Genomic DNA, 15,818 nt, shown 5'->3' on the forward strand with positions numbered 1-15,818 from the left:
GGCTCAGACCGGGACGCGGACCTGCTGCAGGATCCCGCCCAGGACGGCCTCGGTGCGGACGCCCTCGAGCTCCGCCTCCGGCTCCAGCTGGATGCGGTGGCGCAGCACGGGCAGGACCATCGCCTGCACGTGGTCGGGGGTGATCGAGCCGTAGCCGTTGAGCCAGGCCCAGGCGCGGGACGCCGCGAGCAGGGCGGTCGAGCCGCGGGGGCTGGTGCCGAGCTTGACGCTCGGGCTCTCGCGGGTGGCTCGGGCGAGGTCGACGATGTAGCCGAGGACGTCGGGGCCGGCTCCGACGCGCCGGGCCGACGCCTGGGCGGCGCGCAGACGAGCGGCGTCGAGCACGGGGCGCACGCCCGCGGCGTCGAGATCGCGCGGGTCGAAGCCCGCGGCGTGGCGCGAGAGCACCTCCACCTCGACGTCGCGCGGCGGGATGTCGAGCACGAGCTTGAGCAGGAACCGGTCCAGCTGGGCCTCCGGGAGCACGTAGGTCCCCTCGTACTCCACCGGGTTCTGGGTGGCGGCGACGAGGAACGGGTCCGGCAGAGGCAGGGTGCGCCCGTCGACGCTGACCTGGCGCTCCTCCATCGCCTCGAGGAGCGCGGCCTGGGTCTTCGGCGGCGTGCGGTTGATCTCGTCCGCCAGCAGGAGGTTCGTGAAGACCGGGCCCTCGCGGAAGGCGAAGCCGGAGGTGGAGGCGTCGTAGACGAGGGAGCCGGTGATGTCGCCGGGCATCAGGTCCGGCGTGAACTGCACCCGGCGGGTGTCGAGGCCGAGCGAGACGGACAGGGCGCGCACGAGCAGCGTCTTCGCGACTCCGGGGACGCCCTCGAGCAGGACGTGGCCGCCCGCGAGGAGGGCGATCAGGAGCCCGGAGACGGCGCCGTCCTGGCCGACGACCGCGCGGCCGACCTCGGAGCGGACCCGGTCGAGCTCGGCGCGCAGGTCGTCGTCGGAGACCGGCGCTCCGTCGCGGGCGGAGGGGGTGGTTTCGCTCATCGGGAGGGGCCTTCCGGTCGTCGGGCGGTCGTCGGGGAGAGGGCGGCGCGGAGCGCGCTCTCGAAGCGGAGGAGCTCGTCGGAGGCGGCGACGAGGGCGGCGTCGTCGCCCGGCAGGTCGTCGACGAGCAGACGGCGCAGCGCGGCCTGATCGCGGCCGAGGCGCTCGGCGGCGACGGCGACGATCTCGTCGACCCCGGTCGCCGGAGCGAGTCCCAGGAGCGCGGCCGTCCGCCGGAGGGTGCCGATGCGCAGTGCGTCGAGGGCGCGGGGCCGGAGGGCTCCGCGCGCGTAGAGCCGCGCGCGGCCGCGGGCCGTCTCGCTCGCATGCACGACGACCGGCAGCGGCTCGACCGCGAGCGGGCCGAGCCGGCGGCCGCGCCAGACGGCGGAGGCGACGAACACGGCCACCAGCAGCAGGAGAGCCGGAGTCACCCAGCCGGGGGCGAGATCGGCGGGTGCAGGGGTGGTGCTCGCCGAGTCGGCGGCTCCGGCGCGGTACCAGACCAGCCGGTCCTCACCGCCGAGCAGTCCGAGTGCGAGAGCGGCGCGGCCGTCCTGGCCGATGGTGCCGTTGCGGAGGAGGTCGGCGTCGCCGATCGCGGTGACGTCGGCGCCCTGCGGGAACCCGGTGCTCACGAGCAGGAAGCCGTCGTCGCCTGAGGGGAAGCAGCCGACCGCGTCGCCGTCGTCGAGGATCCGGTACGTGCTCCCTCCCGCGGGGAGCGTCCCGGCGCGCTCGGCCGCCGGGAGCGGGCACTCGGCGCGGAAGGGGCCGTCGCCGGCCGGGGAGCCGGCGAAGCGGACGTCCGGCAGCAGGGCGTCGAGCGCGGCTCCTCCCGGGGTCACCAGGACGAGCGAGGCCGAGGCGCGGGCGAGCCGGCGGTACTGGGCCTCGTCGAGGGCCACGTCCGGGTCGTCGACGAGCAGTGTCGCGTCCGGGGAGGAGGCGGCGAGAGCGGAGTCCAGGTCGTCGGCGCGGACGACCTCGACGCCCTGATCGCGCAGCACCTGGGCGAGCGCGCGGGCGCCGTCCGGGGTCGCGCTGTCGACGTCGAGGTCCGGGGCGGCCACCCGGGTCCCGGTCGCGACGGTGAGCAGCAGAGTGCCGACCGCGACGATCACGAGCAGGAGCACCCACACCCGTCCGCGGCGCAGCAGCGCGCCGAGGGTCGGGCTGGAGACCGTGTCGGCGCTCACCGGGGCGCCGCCAGGGCGTCCAGGACCGGCGAGGCCGCGGCGAGCTCGCGGTCCAGAGCCGCGACCCGCTCGTACTCGGCCGGGCCGCAGGGCTGCCCGAGGTAGCGCACGCGGTCGAAGTCGTCGGCCGTGCGGCGCAGCGCGGCGGCGGAGGAGGGGAAGGCCGCAGAGGCGCGCGACGCCAGGCCGAGCGCGGTCGTGCCGGGCGAGACCCGCAGGACGGTCCGCTCGTCGAGGGAGCGCACCAGGGCGCGGAAGCGCTCGACGAGCGCCTCGTCCCAGTCCCCGCGGGCGGCCGCGGCCTCGGCGAGCGAGCGGAGGGTCGCGGCCGAGCGGGTGTCGTCGTCGGCGAGCACCGCTCCCGTGACGGTGCTGCGGCGACCGGCGCGGGGCCGTCCCGCGATGACGAGCGCGGCGACCACGAGCGCCACCAGCACCAGCACGCCGATCACGGCGGCGATCGGCACCGGCGGGCCGTCGCCCTGCAGCGTGAGGGAGGCGAACCAGTCGCGCACCGCCTGCACCACCCGGTCGAAGAGGGTCGGCTCGGCCGCCCGGTAGCGCGGGTCGGCGAGCTCCTCGAGGAGGAGTCGGCGCGCCTGCTCCGCGTCGGGCTCGAGAGGTGCCGCGGCGAGGATCACGGGCGCTCCGGCACGGGGAAGGGATCGGGGGAGGGGCGGCCCGCCGCGCGCTCCTCGACGTGGCGCATCAGCACCAGGTCGAAGCCCTCGCGGCGCATCCGTCGGTCGAGGTAGACCAGGCCCGTCACGGCCGACTGGAGCACGGTGCCGACGGCGCCGATCACGAAGCCCACGGCGACGGAGGCGATCGTCACCACGAGCGAGGTGACGAGCTGCGCGTCCGGGTCGGTCGGGGCGATCAGGGCGCCGGCGATCGGGATGAGCAGGCTGAACGGCGTGGCCACGATCTGGCCGGCGACCTGGATGATCACGGTCATCAGCGCGAGCGCGCCGAAGGTGCGCCAGAAGCCGCCCGCCACCAGCCGCCAGGAGCGCGCCACCGCACGGCGCAGCGGCAGCCGCTCGACGACGATCAGGCTCGGCACCAGGGCGAGCTTCGTCGACAGCCAGACCCCCAGCGCGAGGGCGACCAGGCCGGAGCCGACGAGCACCAGGATCCCGCCGACGATCGCGCTCGACGTCCCGTCCATCGCTCCGATGACGAACAGCGGCACGGCGAGCGCCACGGCGAGGAGCACCAGGAGGAGGTAGCCGACGCCCTGCAGGACCGTCCAGCCGATCAGCGCCCAGAAGCGGCCCCGCAGCCGGGCGAGCAGCTGTCGGAAGGTCGCCCGCTCGCCGAGGACGCCGCGGGTGACCTCGAGCACGACCACGCCCTGCACGAGGGCGCCGCTGGCGAGCGAGACGGCGAGGGGGATGAGGGCGGCCAGGACCACGACCGCGAGGGAGCCCGCGCCGACGGCGTCGCGGTCGGCGGACTCCGCCTGCGAGATGCGCCCGACGGCGAGCACCGCGATCAGGCCGTAGACCGCCAGGGCGAGCACCGACCCGAGGCCCTGCACCAGCAGGGCGACGCCCAGGGTCGTGCGGGGGCTGCGGCGGAGGACCTGGAACGGGGCGCCGAGCAGGGTGCCGAAGCCGAGCGGGCGCAGCGGCACGAGACCGGGCTTGGGCGGGGGAGTCCAGCCGGGCGCTGGGCGTCCGGGCGACCAGGGGCCGGCGCCGGCGGGCGACCAGGAGCCCCCGGCGGGACCGGGTGGTACGGGGCCTGCGCTCGGCGGCGCGGGCGACCAGGCCGGGGCGACGGGAGCGGGCAGCGGCCTGCGCCGGTCGCCGTCCTGCGCCGGGACGGCCGCGTCGTCCGGACGCCCTGCGGGCGGGGGCCACTGAGCTGCGTCGGTCATCCCCTCCATGCTGTCATAGGCGTGCGGGCGGGGTCCTCCCCCGAGCGGACCCCCTTCGCCCGCAGAGCCCGCTCCCCGCCCACGGAGAGGTGCGTCGGTTAGCCTGGGTCGGGTCACCGTGCGCGCCGTGGGCGGGCGCGACCCGAGACGAGGAAGAGCAGACCGATGAGCGCGCGCATTCTGGTGGTCGACGACGACGCCGCCCTGGCCGAGATGATCGGCATCGTCCTGCGCGCCGACGGGTACGACGTCTCCTTCTGCGCGGACGGCTCCGGCGCCCTCGAGGCCTTCCGGCGGGCCCGGCCGGACCTGGTCCTGCTCGACCTGATGCTGCCCGGGATCGACGGGATCGAGGTGTGCCGCGCGATCCGCGCCGAGTCCGGAGTCCCCGTCATCATGCTGACGGCCAAGTCCGACACCTCCGACGTCGTGCAGGGCCTCGAGTCCGGCGCCGACGACTACATGGTCAAGCCGTTCGACCCCAAGGAGCTCGTCGCGCGGATCAGGACGCGCCTGCGTCCCGCCACCGCCGCCGCGAACGCGGTGCTGCAGGTCGGGGACCTGAGCCTCGACGTCGCCGGCCACGAGGTCCGCCGCGGCGAGACGCGCATCGGCCTGACCCCGCTCGAGTTCGACCTCCTCCTCGCCCTCGCCTCCAAGCCCCAGCAGGTCTTCACCCGCGAGATGCTGCTCGAGCAGGTCTGGGGCTACCATTACAAGGCCGACACCCGCCTCGTGAACGTGCACGTCCAGCGCCTGCGCGCCAAGGTCGAGAAGGACCCGGACGACCCCCGCATCGTGATGACCGTGCGCGGCGTCGGCTACCGCGCCGGCGCCGTCCTCCCGGGCTGACCGTGCCCCGCCTCGCCGCTCCCGACGTGCGCCGGTGGCCCCGCCGCGTGCTCGGGGTGTGGCGCACGTCGCTGCAGTTCCGCGCGGTCGCGATCACGGTCCTGCTCAGCGGCATCGCCATCGGCTCGACCGGCGTCTACCTCTCGTACAGCATCAGCGACAACCTGTTCCAGTCACGGCTGACGCAGGTCACGGGCGACACGTCGCGCGCGACCCGGGCCGCGCAGGGATACCTCGACGCCGCCACCGTCTCCACCCGCCAGGACATGGAGGAGGTGATGAGCTCGGTGCGCACCGCCGTCCGGGACGCCTCCTCCTCCGCGCTGATCGCCGTCGTGCGCTCGCCCGACCAGGAGGCGTCCTCGCTGGCGCCTCAGGACATCTACAACCGCGAGCTGCAGAACGGCGTGATCAGCGACGCGCTGCGCGAGCGGGTGCAGGCGGGCTCCGACGGGCAGTACTGGCAGTCGGTGACGCTCGACGCCTCCGGTCAGCAGCAGCCCGGCATCCTCGTCGGCTCGACCCTCGAGCTGCCGAGCTCGGCCGGGCGCTACGAGCTGTACATCGGCTACTCCCTCGCGGACGCGGAGCGCACGCTCCAGTTCGTGCAGCAGGTGCTCAACGTGGCGGGGATCCTGCTCATCCTGCTGATCGGAGCGGTCAGCTGGGTCGTCGTGCGGATCGTCGTCGCCCCGGTCCGGGTCGCGGCCGAGACGAGCCAGCGCCTCGCCGCCGGCGACTTCGACGTGCGGATCCCCGAGCGGGGCCAGGACGTGATCGCGACCCTCGCCCGGTCCTTCAACGGCATGGCCGACAGCCTGCAGGACCGGATCAGCGAGCTCGCGACGCTCAGCCAGGTCCAGCAGCGCTTCGTCTCGGACGTCTCGCACGAGCTCCGGACGCCGCTGACGACGATGAAGCTGGCCGGGGACGTGCTGTACGACCAGCGCGAGGACTTCGCCCCGGTCGCCGAGCGCACGGTCGAGCTGCTGCACAGCCAGATCGACCGCTTCGAGAGCCTCCTCGCCGACCTGCTCGAGATCTCCCGCCACGACGCGGGATCGGCCGAGCTCGAGCTCGAGCCGGTCAACCTGGTGAAGCTGGCCGGCGACGAGATCGAGGCGATGCGCGGGATCGCGGAGGCGAACGGCTCCCGGCTCACTCTCTCCGCCCCGGGCGGCTACTTCGACGCCGACCTCGATCCGCGCCGCATCCGCCGGATCGTCCGCAACCTGCTGGGCAACGCGATCGAGCACGGCGACGGCCGCGAGGTCGTCGTCACCGTCGACAGTAACGCCAGCGCGGTCGCCCTCGCGGTGCGCGACTACGGGCACGGCATGAGCAGCGAGGAGGTGGTGCGCGTCTTCGACCGCTTCTGGCGCGCCGACCCGTCCCGCCGCCGCACGCTCGGCGGCACCGGCCTCGGCCTCTCCATCGCGCAGGAGGACACCGCCCTGCACCACGGCTGGCTGCAGGTCTGGTCAGTGCCCGATCGCGGCGCCTGCTTCCGCCTGACCGTGCCCCGCCACCGCGGCGAGCGGATCGAGGCCTCGCCGCTCCCGCTGCCCCCGGTCGACGCGGGCGAGCAGGCCTACAGCGGCCCGATCGTCCTCCCGCCGCTGCAGGCTCCTCCGGTCGGGGCCGCGGGGGTGCTCCCGTGAGGCGCGGCGTCCTCCGCGCCGTCGCGGCCGCCGCGCTGCTCGCGCTCGGGCTGGCCGGGTGCGCCGGCATCCCGCGGGACGGCGACGTCGGAGTCGGACGGCCCGACACCGCGCCGCAGGACCTCCAGTACGACTTCCTCCCGTCGGGACCCGCCGTCGGTGCGTCGCAGCGCGACATCCTGACCGGCTTCATCGACGCCGCGTCTAGCCCGCAGAACAACTACAAGATCGCCCGCGAGTTCCTCTCCACCGGAGCCGACTGGACGCCGGGCGAGCACGTGACGGTCGACGAGGGCCAGCGCTCCGCCTCGCCGCAGTCGGGATCCACGCTCTCGCTGACGATCACGCCCGTCGCCGAGGTCGACGCGACCGGCGTCTACACCGACGTCGCCACCACGGCCGGCCTGACCCTCGACTACGGCTTCGTCCAGGAGAACGGCGAGTGGCGCATCAGCGCGCCGCCGAGCGGCGTGGTGATCGACCGCACCACCTTCGAGCAGGTCTTCTCGACGCACGCGCTCTACTTCTTCGACCCCGCATACCAGTACCTCGTGCCGGACCTGCGCTGGTTCGCCTCGCGCGCCGACAGCTCCACCAGCACCACGATCGTCACCGAGCTGCTGCGCGGCCCCACGCCGTGGCTGCGGGACTCCGCCGCCGTCGTGTCGGCCTTCCCGACCGGGACGACGCTGGCGGCCGAGACCGTCCCGGTCGAGTCGCAGCGCGCCGTGGTCGACCTGAACCCGGCCGCTCTCGAGGCCGATCCGGCGCAGTGGCGGCTGATGGCCCTGCAGCTGAACCGGAGCCTCGCGAACGTCTCGAACGTCACCGGAGTCGCGCTCTCGGTCGAGCAGAACCCGATCGACGTCCCCTCCGAGGTCACCGGCCTGCCGACCTCGCCCCGCGTCGACACCCGGCCGCTCGTGCTGACCGACGACGCTTTCGGATTCCTCGGCTCCTCCGGGCTGGCCGGCCTCGGGATCTCGGATCGGATCGAGGCGCTGCAGCCGCGGGCCGCGGTCCTCGGCGAGCAGCGCGGGGCCGACTCGGACGCATCGGCCGCCGTGCTCACCGCCGCGGGCGTGAGCCTCGTGGAGCCCGACGGTGCCGACGTCCTCCTCGACGCGCGGTCGGGCCTCGTCGCGCCGTCCATCGATCCGCTCGGGTACGTCTGGTCGGTGCCGTCGGCCTCGCCCGGGCAGCTGGTGGCGTACTCCGCGGACGGCTCGCGCTCGATGCAGGTCGCGACGGCCTGGAGCGAGGTCGAGTCGCTCGCCTCGATCGCCGTGTCGCGCGACGGCACCCGGATGCTGGCGCTCGCCCAGGACGGGCAGCAGGCGACGGTGCTGGTGGCCGGCATCACCCGCTCCCGGGACGGCGACCCGGTGGCGGTCGGCGAGCCGGTCGTCCTCCGCTCGACTCTGGGGACCGCGGTCGCCGCGGCCTGGACGGACGAGCTCGACGTGGTGTCGGTCGTCCGCGGCTCGACGGGAGAGGACGCCGTCACGATGAACCTGCTCGGCGGAGGCGCCACGGCGCTCGGCACGACGACGGGCACGGTCCAGATCGCCGCGGGCAACACCTCGACCCAGGTCCGGATCCTCGCCGAGGGCGGGGAGCTCCGGCAGCAGCGGGGCTCGGCCTGGCAGACGACCGCGACGGACATCCGGCTGCTCGCGGCGCAGACCGGCATGGGGTCCTGACCGGTCCTGTCGGCGGCGAGGAGCCCTGTCGACGACGGAGCGCTCCGGATGCTCCTCCCCAGGCGCGTCGGGCAGGCGGATCGTCCCGATCCGACGGATCCACCCCCGCGCCGCGGCCCGGACGGCGAACGTGGAGGCATGCTCTCCGATCACCTGCTCGACGCCCTCGCCGTCCTCCTCCCGCTGGAGTGCCCCGCCTGCGGAGAGCCGACGAGCCGGGCGCCCTGTCCGGACTGCTCGGCCGACGCGGCCGCCTCGGCCTGCCTGCTGACCCGCGTCGTCGGGCCGCCGGACGATCCGCTCCTCGTCGTCACCGGTGGCCCGTACGAGGGCACGGTGCGCCGCCTCGTCGTCGCGCTGAAGGAGGAGGGCCGCACGGCCTGCCTCGCCCCGCTCGGCGCGCTGTTGCGTCCGGCCCTCGGCGCGGCGCTCGCCGGCAGCCCCGCGATCCTGGTCGTCCCGCCCGGCTCCTGGCTCGGCCGCGTGCGGCGGGGCGCCGATCCCGTCGCGCAGCTGGTCGCCGCGGCGGGAGGGCGGGCGGCGCGTCCTCTCCGGCGGTCGCGGATGGTCCGCGACCAGGTCGGGCTCGGCCGCATCGAGCGGCGCGGCAACCTCGACGGGGCGTTCCGCGCCCGCCGTCCGCTCTCGTCGTGGCCGCCGGTGGTCCTCGTCGACGACGTGGTCACCTCCGGCGCGACCCTGCTCGAGCTCCGGCGCGCCGTGCGTGCGGCCGGCGGGACGGTCCGGGCCGCGGCGGCCCTGGCCGGCACCGCGCAACGAGGAGGGAACGTAGCAGCAGAATCCGGACGAACTCCCGGTGACGATCCGGTGGCCGGGGTCTACGGTGGGGGCACGGCGTGAACGGTCCGCCCCGGAGAAAGGCGGCACGCCGTACTCGACTGGGAGGTTGTCATGGACATCGACATCACAGGACGCAACATCGACATCACCGATCGCTTCCGCGCGTACGCGACGGAGAAGTCGGACAAGGTGGCGCACCTCGCCGATCGTGCTCTCGCACTCGAGATCAAGGCGAGCAGGCACGCCGAGGGCAAGGGCTCGGCCGGCGGCGACCGCGTGGAGCTGACGCTGATCGGCAAGGGGCCCGTGGTCCGGGCCGAGGCGAGCGGAGCCGACAAGTACGCGGCGTTCGACGTCGCCATCGGCCGGCTGCTCGAACGGGTGAGACGCGCGAAGGACCGGAAGAAGGTCCATCGGGGCCAGCATCGGCCGACCTCGCTCCGCGACGCGGCCGCCGACGACTTCAGCGTCGTCGCCATCCAGCCGGCCGACGCGGCGGTGCTGGAGCAGTTGAGCACGGGCGTCATCCCCGTGCAGGAGGCGCCGGAGCCGGTGGAGGACGAGGTCGAGGAGCCGTACTGCCCCGTCGTCATCCGCAAGAAGGTCTTCGCCTCCGTCTCGATGACCGTCGACGACGCCGTCGACTACATGGAGCTGGTCGGACACGACTTCTACCTCTTCATCGACTCCGACACGAACCGCCCGAGCGTGGTCTACCGCCGCAAGGGCTGGGACTACGGCGTGATCGGCCTCGGCGACGAGGCCGACGAGCTCGCCGAGCAGGCCGCCGGCTGAGATCCGACCCCGGGCCCAGGCAGGGAGTCCGCCCAGGGCGGACGCGTCGCCCCGACCGCTCGCCGCCCGCCCCGGCTAGGCTGGTCGCGGTCCGCGCTCCGGCGCGCGACTCCTGTCTTCTACTTTTTTGGAGTACCCCGTGGCCTCTGTCCTCGAAAAGGTCCTTCGCGTCGGGGAGGGGCGGGTCATCCGCCGCCTCGAGAACTACGCGAAGGCCGTCAACGCCCTCGAAGAGGACTTCACGCACCTCAGCGACGAGGAGCTGAAGAACGAGACCGTCGAGCTGCGCGAGCGCTACTCGAACGGCGAGTCCCTCGACGACCTGCTGCCGGAGGCGTTCGCCGCCGTCCGCGAGGCCTCGCGCCGGACGCTCGGCCTCCGCCACTTCGACGTGCAGCTCATGGGCGGCGCCGCCCTGCACCTGGGCAACATCGCCGAGATGAAGACCGGAGAGGGCAAGACGCTCGTCGCGACCCTTCCGGCCTACCTCAACGCGATCGCCAGCCGCGGCGTGCACATCGTCACGGTCAACGACTTCCTCGCGTCGTACCAGTCCGAGCTGATGGGGCGCGTGTTCCGCGCCCTCGGCATGACGACCGGAGTGATCCTCTCGGGCCAGACCCCGGAGCAGCGCCGCGAGCAGTACTCGGCCGACATCACCTACGGCACGAACAACGAGTTCGGCTTCGACTACCTCCGCGACAACATGGCGTGGCAGGCGCAGGACATGGTCCAGCGCGGCCACTTCTACGCCATCGTCGACGAGGTCGACTCGATCCTCATCGACGAGGCCCGCACCCCGCTGATCATCTCCGGACCGGCCTCGGGCGAGGCGAACCGCTGGTTCGCGGAGTTCGCCAACCTCGCCAAGCGCCTCGACGAGGGCGAGGACTTCGAGGTCGACGAGAAGAAGCGCACCGTCGGCGTCCTCGAGCCCGGCATCGAGAAGGTCGAGGACTACCTCGGCATCGACAACCTCTACGAGTCGGCGAACACCCCGCTGATCTCGTTCCTCAACAACGCCATCAAGGCGCGCGCGCTGTTCAAGAAGGACAAGGACTACGTCGTGCTGAACGGCGAGGTCCTGATCGTCGACGAGCACACCGGCCGCATCCTGGCCGGACGCCGCTACAACGAGGGCATCCACCAGGCCATCGAGGCGAAGGAGGGCGTGCAGGTCAAGGCCGAGAACCAGACCCTGGCCACCGTCACGCTCCAGAACTACTTCCGCCTCTACGCGAAGCTCTCCGGCATGACCGGAACGGCCGAGACCGAGGCCGCCGAGTTCATGTCGACCTACAAGCTCGGCGTCGTCCCGATCCCGACGAACCGCAAGATGCAGCGCATCGACAACGCCGACCTCGTCTACAAGAACGAGCAGGTCAAGTTCGCCCAGGTCGTCGAGGACATCGCGGAGCGCCACGCGGCCGGGCAGCCGGTCCTCGTCGGCACGACCAGCGTCGAGAAGAGCGAGTACCTCTCGCGCCTGCTCGCCAAGAAGGGCGTGCGCCACGAGGTCCTGAACGCCAAGAACCACGCGCGGGAGGCGGCCATCGTCGCCCAGGCCGGCCGCCTCGGCGCCGTCACCGTCGCGACCAACATGGCCGGTCGAGGCACCGACATCATGCTCGGCGGCAACGCCGAGTTCCTCGCGGTCTCCGAGATGACGGCCAAGGGCCTGAACCCCTCCGAGACTCCGGAGGAGTACGAGGCCGCGTGGGACGAGGTCTTCGCCGCCGTCAAGGAGAAGGTGGGCGAGGAGGCCGAGAAGGTCCAGGCCGCCGGCGGCCTCTACGTGCTCGGCACCGAGCGCCACGAGTCGCGCCGCATCGACAACCAGCTCCGCGGACGCTCGGGGCGCCAGGGCGACCCGGGGGAGAGCCGCTTCTACCTCTCGCTCACCGACGACCTCATGCGCCTGTTCAACTCCGGCGCCGCCGAGGCGCTCATGGGCCGGGGCAACGTCCCGGACGACATCGCCATCGAGTCGAAGGTCGTCTCGCGCGCCATCCGCAGCGCCCAGTCGCAGGTCGAGGCCCGCAACGCCGAGATCCGCAAGAACGTCCTCAAGTACGACGACGTCCTCAACCGCCAGCGCGAGGCGATCTACTCGGACCGCCGCCACATCCTCGAGGGCGACGACCTGCACGAGCGCACCCAGAAGTTCCTCGTCGACGTGATCGACGAGATCCTCGAGGTGCACACCGGCGACGGCAACGGCGACGACTGGGACTTCGACGCCCTCTGGACCGAGCTGAAGACGCTGTACCCGATCAGCCTCACCATCGACGAGGTGGTGCAGGAGGCGGGCAGCCGCGGCCGCATCAACAAGGAGTTCATGCGCCGCGAGATCCTCTCGGACGCGCAGCTCGCCTACCAGCACCGCGAGGAGCAGCTGGGCTCTCCCGCCATGCGCGAGCTCGAGCGCCGCGTCGTGCTCTCGGTGATCGACCGCCGCTGGCGCGACCACCTCTACGAGATGGACTACCTCAAGGACGGCATCGGCCTGCGCGCGATGGCCCAGCGCGACCCGCTGGTCGAGTACCAGCGCGAGGGCTTCGCCCTGTTCCAGCAGATGATGGGGCAGATCCGCGAGGAGACCGTCGGCTTCCTCTTCAACCTCGAGGTCGAGGTGACCCAGAAGCAGGGCGAGGTCGCCGGAGTCGCGGCCAAGGGCCTCGCTCAGCCGGTCGCTCCGGCCGAGAAGCTCAGCTACTCGGCTCCGAGCGACACCGGCGGCGTCGAGGTCCGCGACCAGCGCGGACAGGTGCAGCAGGCGGCCACCGCGAAGGCCCGCGCCGAGGAGGCCCGCAAGGCGCTCCCCGAGGGCGAGGCGGAGGAGACTCCGACGACCGGCGCCTTCGGCCAGAAGCCGGGCGGCTCGGACGCCCCCGCCAACCGCGAGGAGCGACGCGCGCAGTCCAAGCGCCGCTGAGTCCTCCCCGGACGACGCCCTCGGCCCCGGTCCCGCAGCAGCGGGTGTCCGGGGCCGTCGGCGTTCCTGCGGAGGCTCGGAGCCCGGCCTCGCCCGCCGTCAGGACTCGCCGCGCGCGAGAGCCGAGACGAAGCCGCCGGCGAAGGTGTCGCCGAGGCCGATCGTCGTCGGCCGGTCCGTCTCGAGGACGAGCCCGGGGACGCAGCAGGCCTCGAGCGCCGACTCCACCGCTGCGCACACCGCTTGCGAGCCGGGCTGGGGAGGGAGTCCGCCGATGTGGTCGTAGTCGGCGGCGGTGAAGCCGTCCCCGAGGAGGTCGCGGAGCTCGGTCGCGCGGATCATCTCGTCACCGCCGCCCCCGGAGCTCGAGGAGGCCCTGCGCGACAGGGGAGTGGAGATCGTGCTCCCGGCCGGTGCGGCCGCCCGGGAGCGCTGACCCGCTCCTCACAGCACGTTGATCGCGGTGGCACGCCAGCGCGCGTCCGTGCCCTCGAGCCGGATCGCGACGGCCCGGCTCCGTGCGCGGTGATGCACCAGAACCACTCCCTCGACGACGCCGTCCCGCGGCTCCGTGACGATCACCCGTCCGACCGTGAACGGGACGCGCTGCGCCGTCCGCTTCCGCAGGCTGCGGGCGCGGGCCGCGAGCACGACCCGCTTCTGCAGGTGGTGGTAGACCTCGTCGCTCAGCCACCGCGCGATCTGGTCGATCTCGCGCGAGCCCTCCAGGATCTCGATCACGAGGTGCGTGAGCCGGGCGAGCAGGGGCTCCGGGTCGGGCAGCTCCGCGCGGGTCGCAGGCTGCGGGGCGAAGAACTCCGCGATGGTGAGCCGCTCCACGGCCGCCTCGGGGTCGAGGGGGAGGGTGCGGTAGTCGAAGGCGTGGAGGGGAAGGCTCATGCGGCGATCTCCTGGGGCAGGACGAGCTGTTCACGGGTCCGGGTCACCTCTCTGCTCGACGGGCTGGGCGCGCTGGGTCGGCACGCGAGGACGACCTCATCGAAGCAGTCGAGGGATGCTCATGGAGTGCAGAGGCGCAGACTGTGGATAATCGTCGGCCGTCCCGAGCTGTGGACAGCGAGCCCGGCGTGCACCGCCCGGCCGCGCCCTAGGCTTGTCGGGTGTCGACCCTCAGTGACCTCGTCCTCTCCCACGGCCGATCCGACGAAGCGGACGTCGAATGGCTGCACCTGCTCGTCGGCGACCTGCAGCTGCTCGCCGACCTGGCCTTCGCCGACATCGTGCTCTGGGTGCCCACGGCCGACGACAGCTTCGTCGCCGTCGCCCACGCGCGCCCCAGCAGCGCGGCGACGCTCTTCTACCGCGACTTCGTCGGGCAGAGGATCAAGTCGGAGTGGCGCGCCCAGGTCGTCGAGGCGTTCGAGACCGCGCGGATCGTCGACACCTCCGCCCCGGACTGGTTCGAGGAGACGCCCACCCGCGTGCGCGCGGTGCCCGTCCTGCGCCGCCTGGGGGCCTCCGACGGCGGCACGACGGACCGCCCCATCGCGGTCGTCACGCGCCACACCAACCTCAGCGAGACGCGCACGCCGAGCCGGCAGGAGCTGACGTTCAACGACTGCGCGAACGACCTCTTCTCGATGATCGCCTCGGGCGACTTCCCGGACCTCGGCGCGCCGACCGGTCCTCGTCGCGGGGCGCCGCGCGCGTCCGACGGACTGATCCGCCTGGACGTCGACGGCGTCACCACGTTCGCGAGCCCCAACGCCCTCTCGGCGTTCAACCGCATCGGCTTCGCCGACGAGCTCGAGGGGGAGTCGCTCGCCGACGTCACCACGAAGCTGATCGCGGGGAAGGTCGTCATCGACGAGTCGCTCCCGCTGGTCGTGACCGGCCGGGCGCCGTGGCGCACCGACATCGAGGCCCGCGGAGTGACGGTGTCGCTGCGCGCGATCCCGATCCGCGACCGCGGCGAGCGGGTCGGCGCCGTCGTCCTGTGCCGCGACGTGACGGAGCTGCGCCACCAGGAGCGGGAGCTCATCACCAAGGACGCGACGATCCGCGAGATCCACCACCGCGTGAAGAACAACCTGCAGACCGTGGCCTCGCTGCTGCGGATCCAGGCCAGGCGCACCCACTCCGACCTCGCCCGGGAGGCGCTCACGCAGGCGATGCGCCGCGTCGCCGCCATCGCGGTCGTGCACGACACGCTCTCGGAAGGGCTGAACCAGAACGTCGACTTCGACGCGGTCTTCGACCGGGTGCTGCTGCTGATCGCCGAGGTCGCCTCGACCCACAACACCACGGTGCACCCGAAGCTGACGGGGAGCTTCGGCAACCTGCCCAGCGAGTACGCGACTCCGCTCGCGCTCGCCCTGACCGAGCTGGTCACCAACGCCGTCGAGCACGGCCTGGCCGGACGGGAGGGCGACGTGGAGATCGTCGCCTCGCGCAGCGACGACGAGCTCACGGTGAAGGTGCGCGACACGGGCGTCGGGCTGCCGGAGGGCAAGGTCGGATCGGGCCTGGGCACGCAGATCGTGCGCACGCTCATCCAGGGCGAGCTCGGCGGCACCATCGACTGGCACACGCTGGTCGGGCGCGGCACCGAGGTCACCATCGAGGTGCCGCTGCGGTGGCTGGAGCGCGCCCGCTCCTGAGCCCGGAAACGACGCGACCCCCGCTGCCGAGAGGCGACGGGGGTCGGGATCGTTCGTGCCGCCGAGCGGCTCGTGCGCCTAGGAGGCGCGGCGTGCGCGGGCGGCGCGGCGCTTCAGGGCGCGACGCTCGTCCTCGCTGAGGCCGCCCCACACGCCCGAGTCCTGGCCGGTCTCGAGGGCGTACTGGAGGCAGACCTCGGTGACGGTGCAGCGTGCGCACACCGACTTCGCCTTCTCGATCTGGTCCACGGCCGGGCCGGTGTTGCCGACCGGGAAGAAAAGCTCGGGGTCTGCGGTGAGGCAAGCGGCCTTGTCGCGCCAGTCCATGCGGGTGCTCCTTGTGTGAAGGCGTGCGTGGAGGAACCAC

General features: G+C 73.2%; 14 protein-coding genes. 7 read left to right on the forward strand and 7 right to left on the reverse strand.

Annotated elements, in window-relative coordinates:
• Positions 1–3 precede the first annotated feature (3 nt).
• The 4 genes from C5D09_RS01055 to C5D09_RS01070 are packed head-to-tail and all read right to left on the reverse strand — an operon-like array spanning position 4 to position 4,083.
• Entirely contained in the window at positions 4–999 is a 996-nt protein-coding gene (locus C5D09_RS01055) for a MoxR family ATPase (RefSeq protein ID WP_104268419.1), read from the reverse strand.
• Positions 996–2,198, reverse strand: coding sequence for a DUF4350 domain-containing protein (locus C5D09_RS01060; protein WP_104225485.1), 1,203 nt, complete (start codon positions 2,196–2,198; stop codon positions 996–998). The genes C5D09_RS01055 and C5D09_RS01060 overlap by 4 nt, the downstream gene beginning before the upstream one ends.
• Positions 2,195–2,839 (reverse strand): DUF4129 domain-containing protein, encoded by a 645-nt coding sequence (locus tag C5D09_RS01065; RefSeq protein WP_104255252.1) that lies wholly within the window; start codon positions 2,837–2,839, stop codon positions 2,195–2,197. Before C5D09_RS01065 ends, C5D09_RS01060 begins: the two co-directional genes overlap by 4 nt.
• Positions 2,836–4,083 carry a hypothetical protein gene (locus C5D09_RS01070; RefSeq protein ID WP_146082923.1) on the reverse strand — a complete coding sequence of 416 codons (1,248 nt, stop codon included), beginning with the start codon at positions 4,081–4,083 and terminating at the stop codon, positions 2,836–2,838. Before C5D09_RS01070 ends, C5D09_RS01065 begins: the two co-directional genes overlap by 4 nt.
• 165 nt (positions 4,084–4,248) lie before the next feature.
• On the opposite strand from C5D09_RS01070, the gene mtrA reads away from it, so the two are divergent.
• From mtrA to secA, 6 genes are all read left to right on the forward strand, one after another.
• Complete coding sequence (gene mtrA, locus C5D09_RS01075) at positions 4,249–4,935, forward strand: MtrAB system response regulator MtrA (RefSeq protein WP_104224133.1); 687 nt, start codon at positions 4,249–4,251, stop codon at positions 4,933–4,935.
• 2 nt (positions 4,936–4,937) lie between these two features.
• Positions 4,938–6,596: an MtrAB system histidine kinase MtrB gene (gene mtrB / locus C5D09_RS01080; RefSeq protein WP_244229464.1), complete on the forward strand. Its 1,659-nt coding sequence runs from the start codon at positions 4,938–4,940 to the stop codon at positions 6,594–6,596.
• The gene (locus C5D09_RS01085) at positions 6,593–8,299 is read left to right on the forward strand and encodes an LpqB family beta-propeller domain-containing protein (RefSeq protein ID WP_104268420.1); all 1,707 of its coding nucleotides are present in this window, start codon (positions 6,593–6,595) and stop codon (positions 8,297–8,299) included. Before mtrB ends, C5D09_RS01085 begins: the two co-directional genes overlap by 4 nt.
• Positions 8,300–8,437: 138 nt before the next feature.
• Positions 8,438–9,160: a ComF family protein gene (locus C5D09_RS01090; protein WP_104246661.1), complete on the forward strand. Its 723-nt coding sequence runs from the start codon at positions 8,438–8,440 to the stop codon at positions 9,158–9,160.
• Positions 9,161–9,211: 51 nt separating this feature from the next.
• A complete protein-coding gene (hpf, locus tag C5D09_RS01095; RefSeq protein ID WP_104224131.1) occupies positions 9,212–9,895 on the forward strand; it encodes a ribosome hibernation-promoting factor, HPF/YfiA family in 684 nt (227 codons plus the stop codon).
• 139 nt (positions 9,896–10,034) lie between these two features.
• Positions 10,035–12,830 (forward strand): preprotein translocase subunit SecA, encoded by a 2,796-nt coding sequence (gene secA, locus C5D09_RS01100; RefSeq protein WP_104268421.1) that lies wholly within the window; start codon positions 10,035–10,037, stop codon positions 12,828–12,830.
• A 99-nt stretch (positions 12,831–12,929) separates the two neighbouring features.
• On the opposite strand, the gene C5D09_RS01105 is transcribed toward secA, so the two are convergent.
• Both C5D09_RS01105 and C5D09_RS01110 read right to left on the reverse strand, forming a co-directional pair.
• Positions 12,930–13,172 (reverse strand): hypothetical protein, encoded by a 243-nt coding sequence (locus C5D09_RS01105; RefSeq protein WP_104224129.1) that lies wholly within the window; start codon positions 13,170–13,172, stop codon positions 12,930–12,932.
• Between the two features lie 102 nt (positions 13,173–13,274).
• On the reverse strand, positions 13,275–13,730 hold the full coding sequence (locus C5D09_RS01110) for an Rv3235 family protein (RefSeq protein ID WP_219812134.1): 456 nt from the start codon (positions 13,728–13,730) through the stop codon (positions 13,275–13,277).
• Positions 13,731–13,951: 221 nt separating this feature from the next.
• Here C5D09_RS01110 and C5D09_RS01115 point away from each other — a divergent pair, with 221 nt between their 5' ends.
• Positions 13,952–15,451: a sensor histidine kinase gene (locus C5D09_RS01115; RefSeq protein ID WP_104268422.1), complete on the forward strand. Its 1,500-nt coding sequence runs from the start codon at positions 13,952–13,954 to the stop codon at positions 15,449–15,451.
• Between the two features lie 78 nt (positions 15,452–15,529).
• Here C5D09_RS01115 and C5D09_RS01120 read toward each other — a convergent pair whose 3' ends face one another.
• Positions 15,530–15,778: a WhiB family transcriptional regulator gene (locus tag C5D09_RS01120; RefSeq protein ID WP_055788231.1), complete on the reverse strand. Its 249-nt coding sequence runs from the start codon at positions 15,776–15,778 to the stop codon at positions 15,530–15,532.
• Positions 15,779–15,818: the final 40 nt, after the last annotated feature.

The organism is Rathayibacter sp. AY1C9, assembly GCF_002932315.1.
Taxonomy (GTDB): Bacteria; Actinomycetota; Actinomycetes; order Actinomycetales; family Microbacteriaceae; genus Rathayibacter.

Coding starts and splice junctions, on each gene's coding strand:
- hpf (WP_104224131.1), top strand. CDS start 9,212: ATGGACATCGACATCACAGGACGCAACATCGACATCACCGATCGCTTC.
- C5D09_RS01110 (WP_219812134.1), bottom strand. CDS start 13,730: ATGAGCCTTCCCCTCCACGCCTTCGACTACCGCACCCTCCCCCTCGAC.
- C5D09_RS01070 (WP_146082923.1), bottom strand. CDS start 4,083: ATGACCGACGCAGCTCAGTGGCCCCCGCCCGCAGGGCGTCCGGACGAC.
- mtrA (WP_104224133.1), top strand. CDS start 4,249: ATGAGCGCGCGCATTCTGGTGGTCGACGACGACGCCGCCCTGGCCGAG.
- C5D09_RS01090 (WP_104246661.1), top strand. CDS start 8,438: ATGCTCTCCGATCACCTGCTCGACGCCCTCGCCGTCCTCCTCCCGCTG.
- C5D09_RS01055 (WP_104268419.1), bottom strand. CDS start 999: ATGAGCGAAACCACCCCCTCCGCCCGCGACGGAGCGCCGGTCTCCGAC.
- C5D09_RS01105 (WP_104224129.1), bottom strand. CDS start 13,172: ATGATCCGCGCGACCGAGCTCCGCGACCTCCTCGGGGACGGCTTCACC.
- C5D09_RS01120 (WP_055788231.1), bottom strand. CDS start 15,778: ATGGACTGGCGCGACAAGGCCGCTTGCCTCACCGCAGACCCCGAGCTT.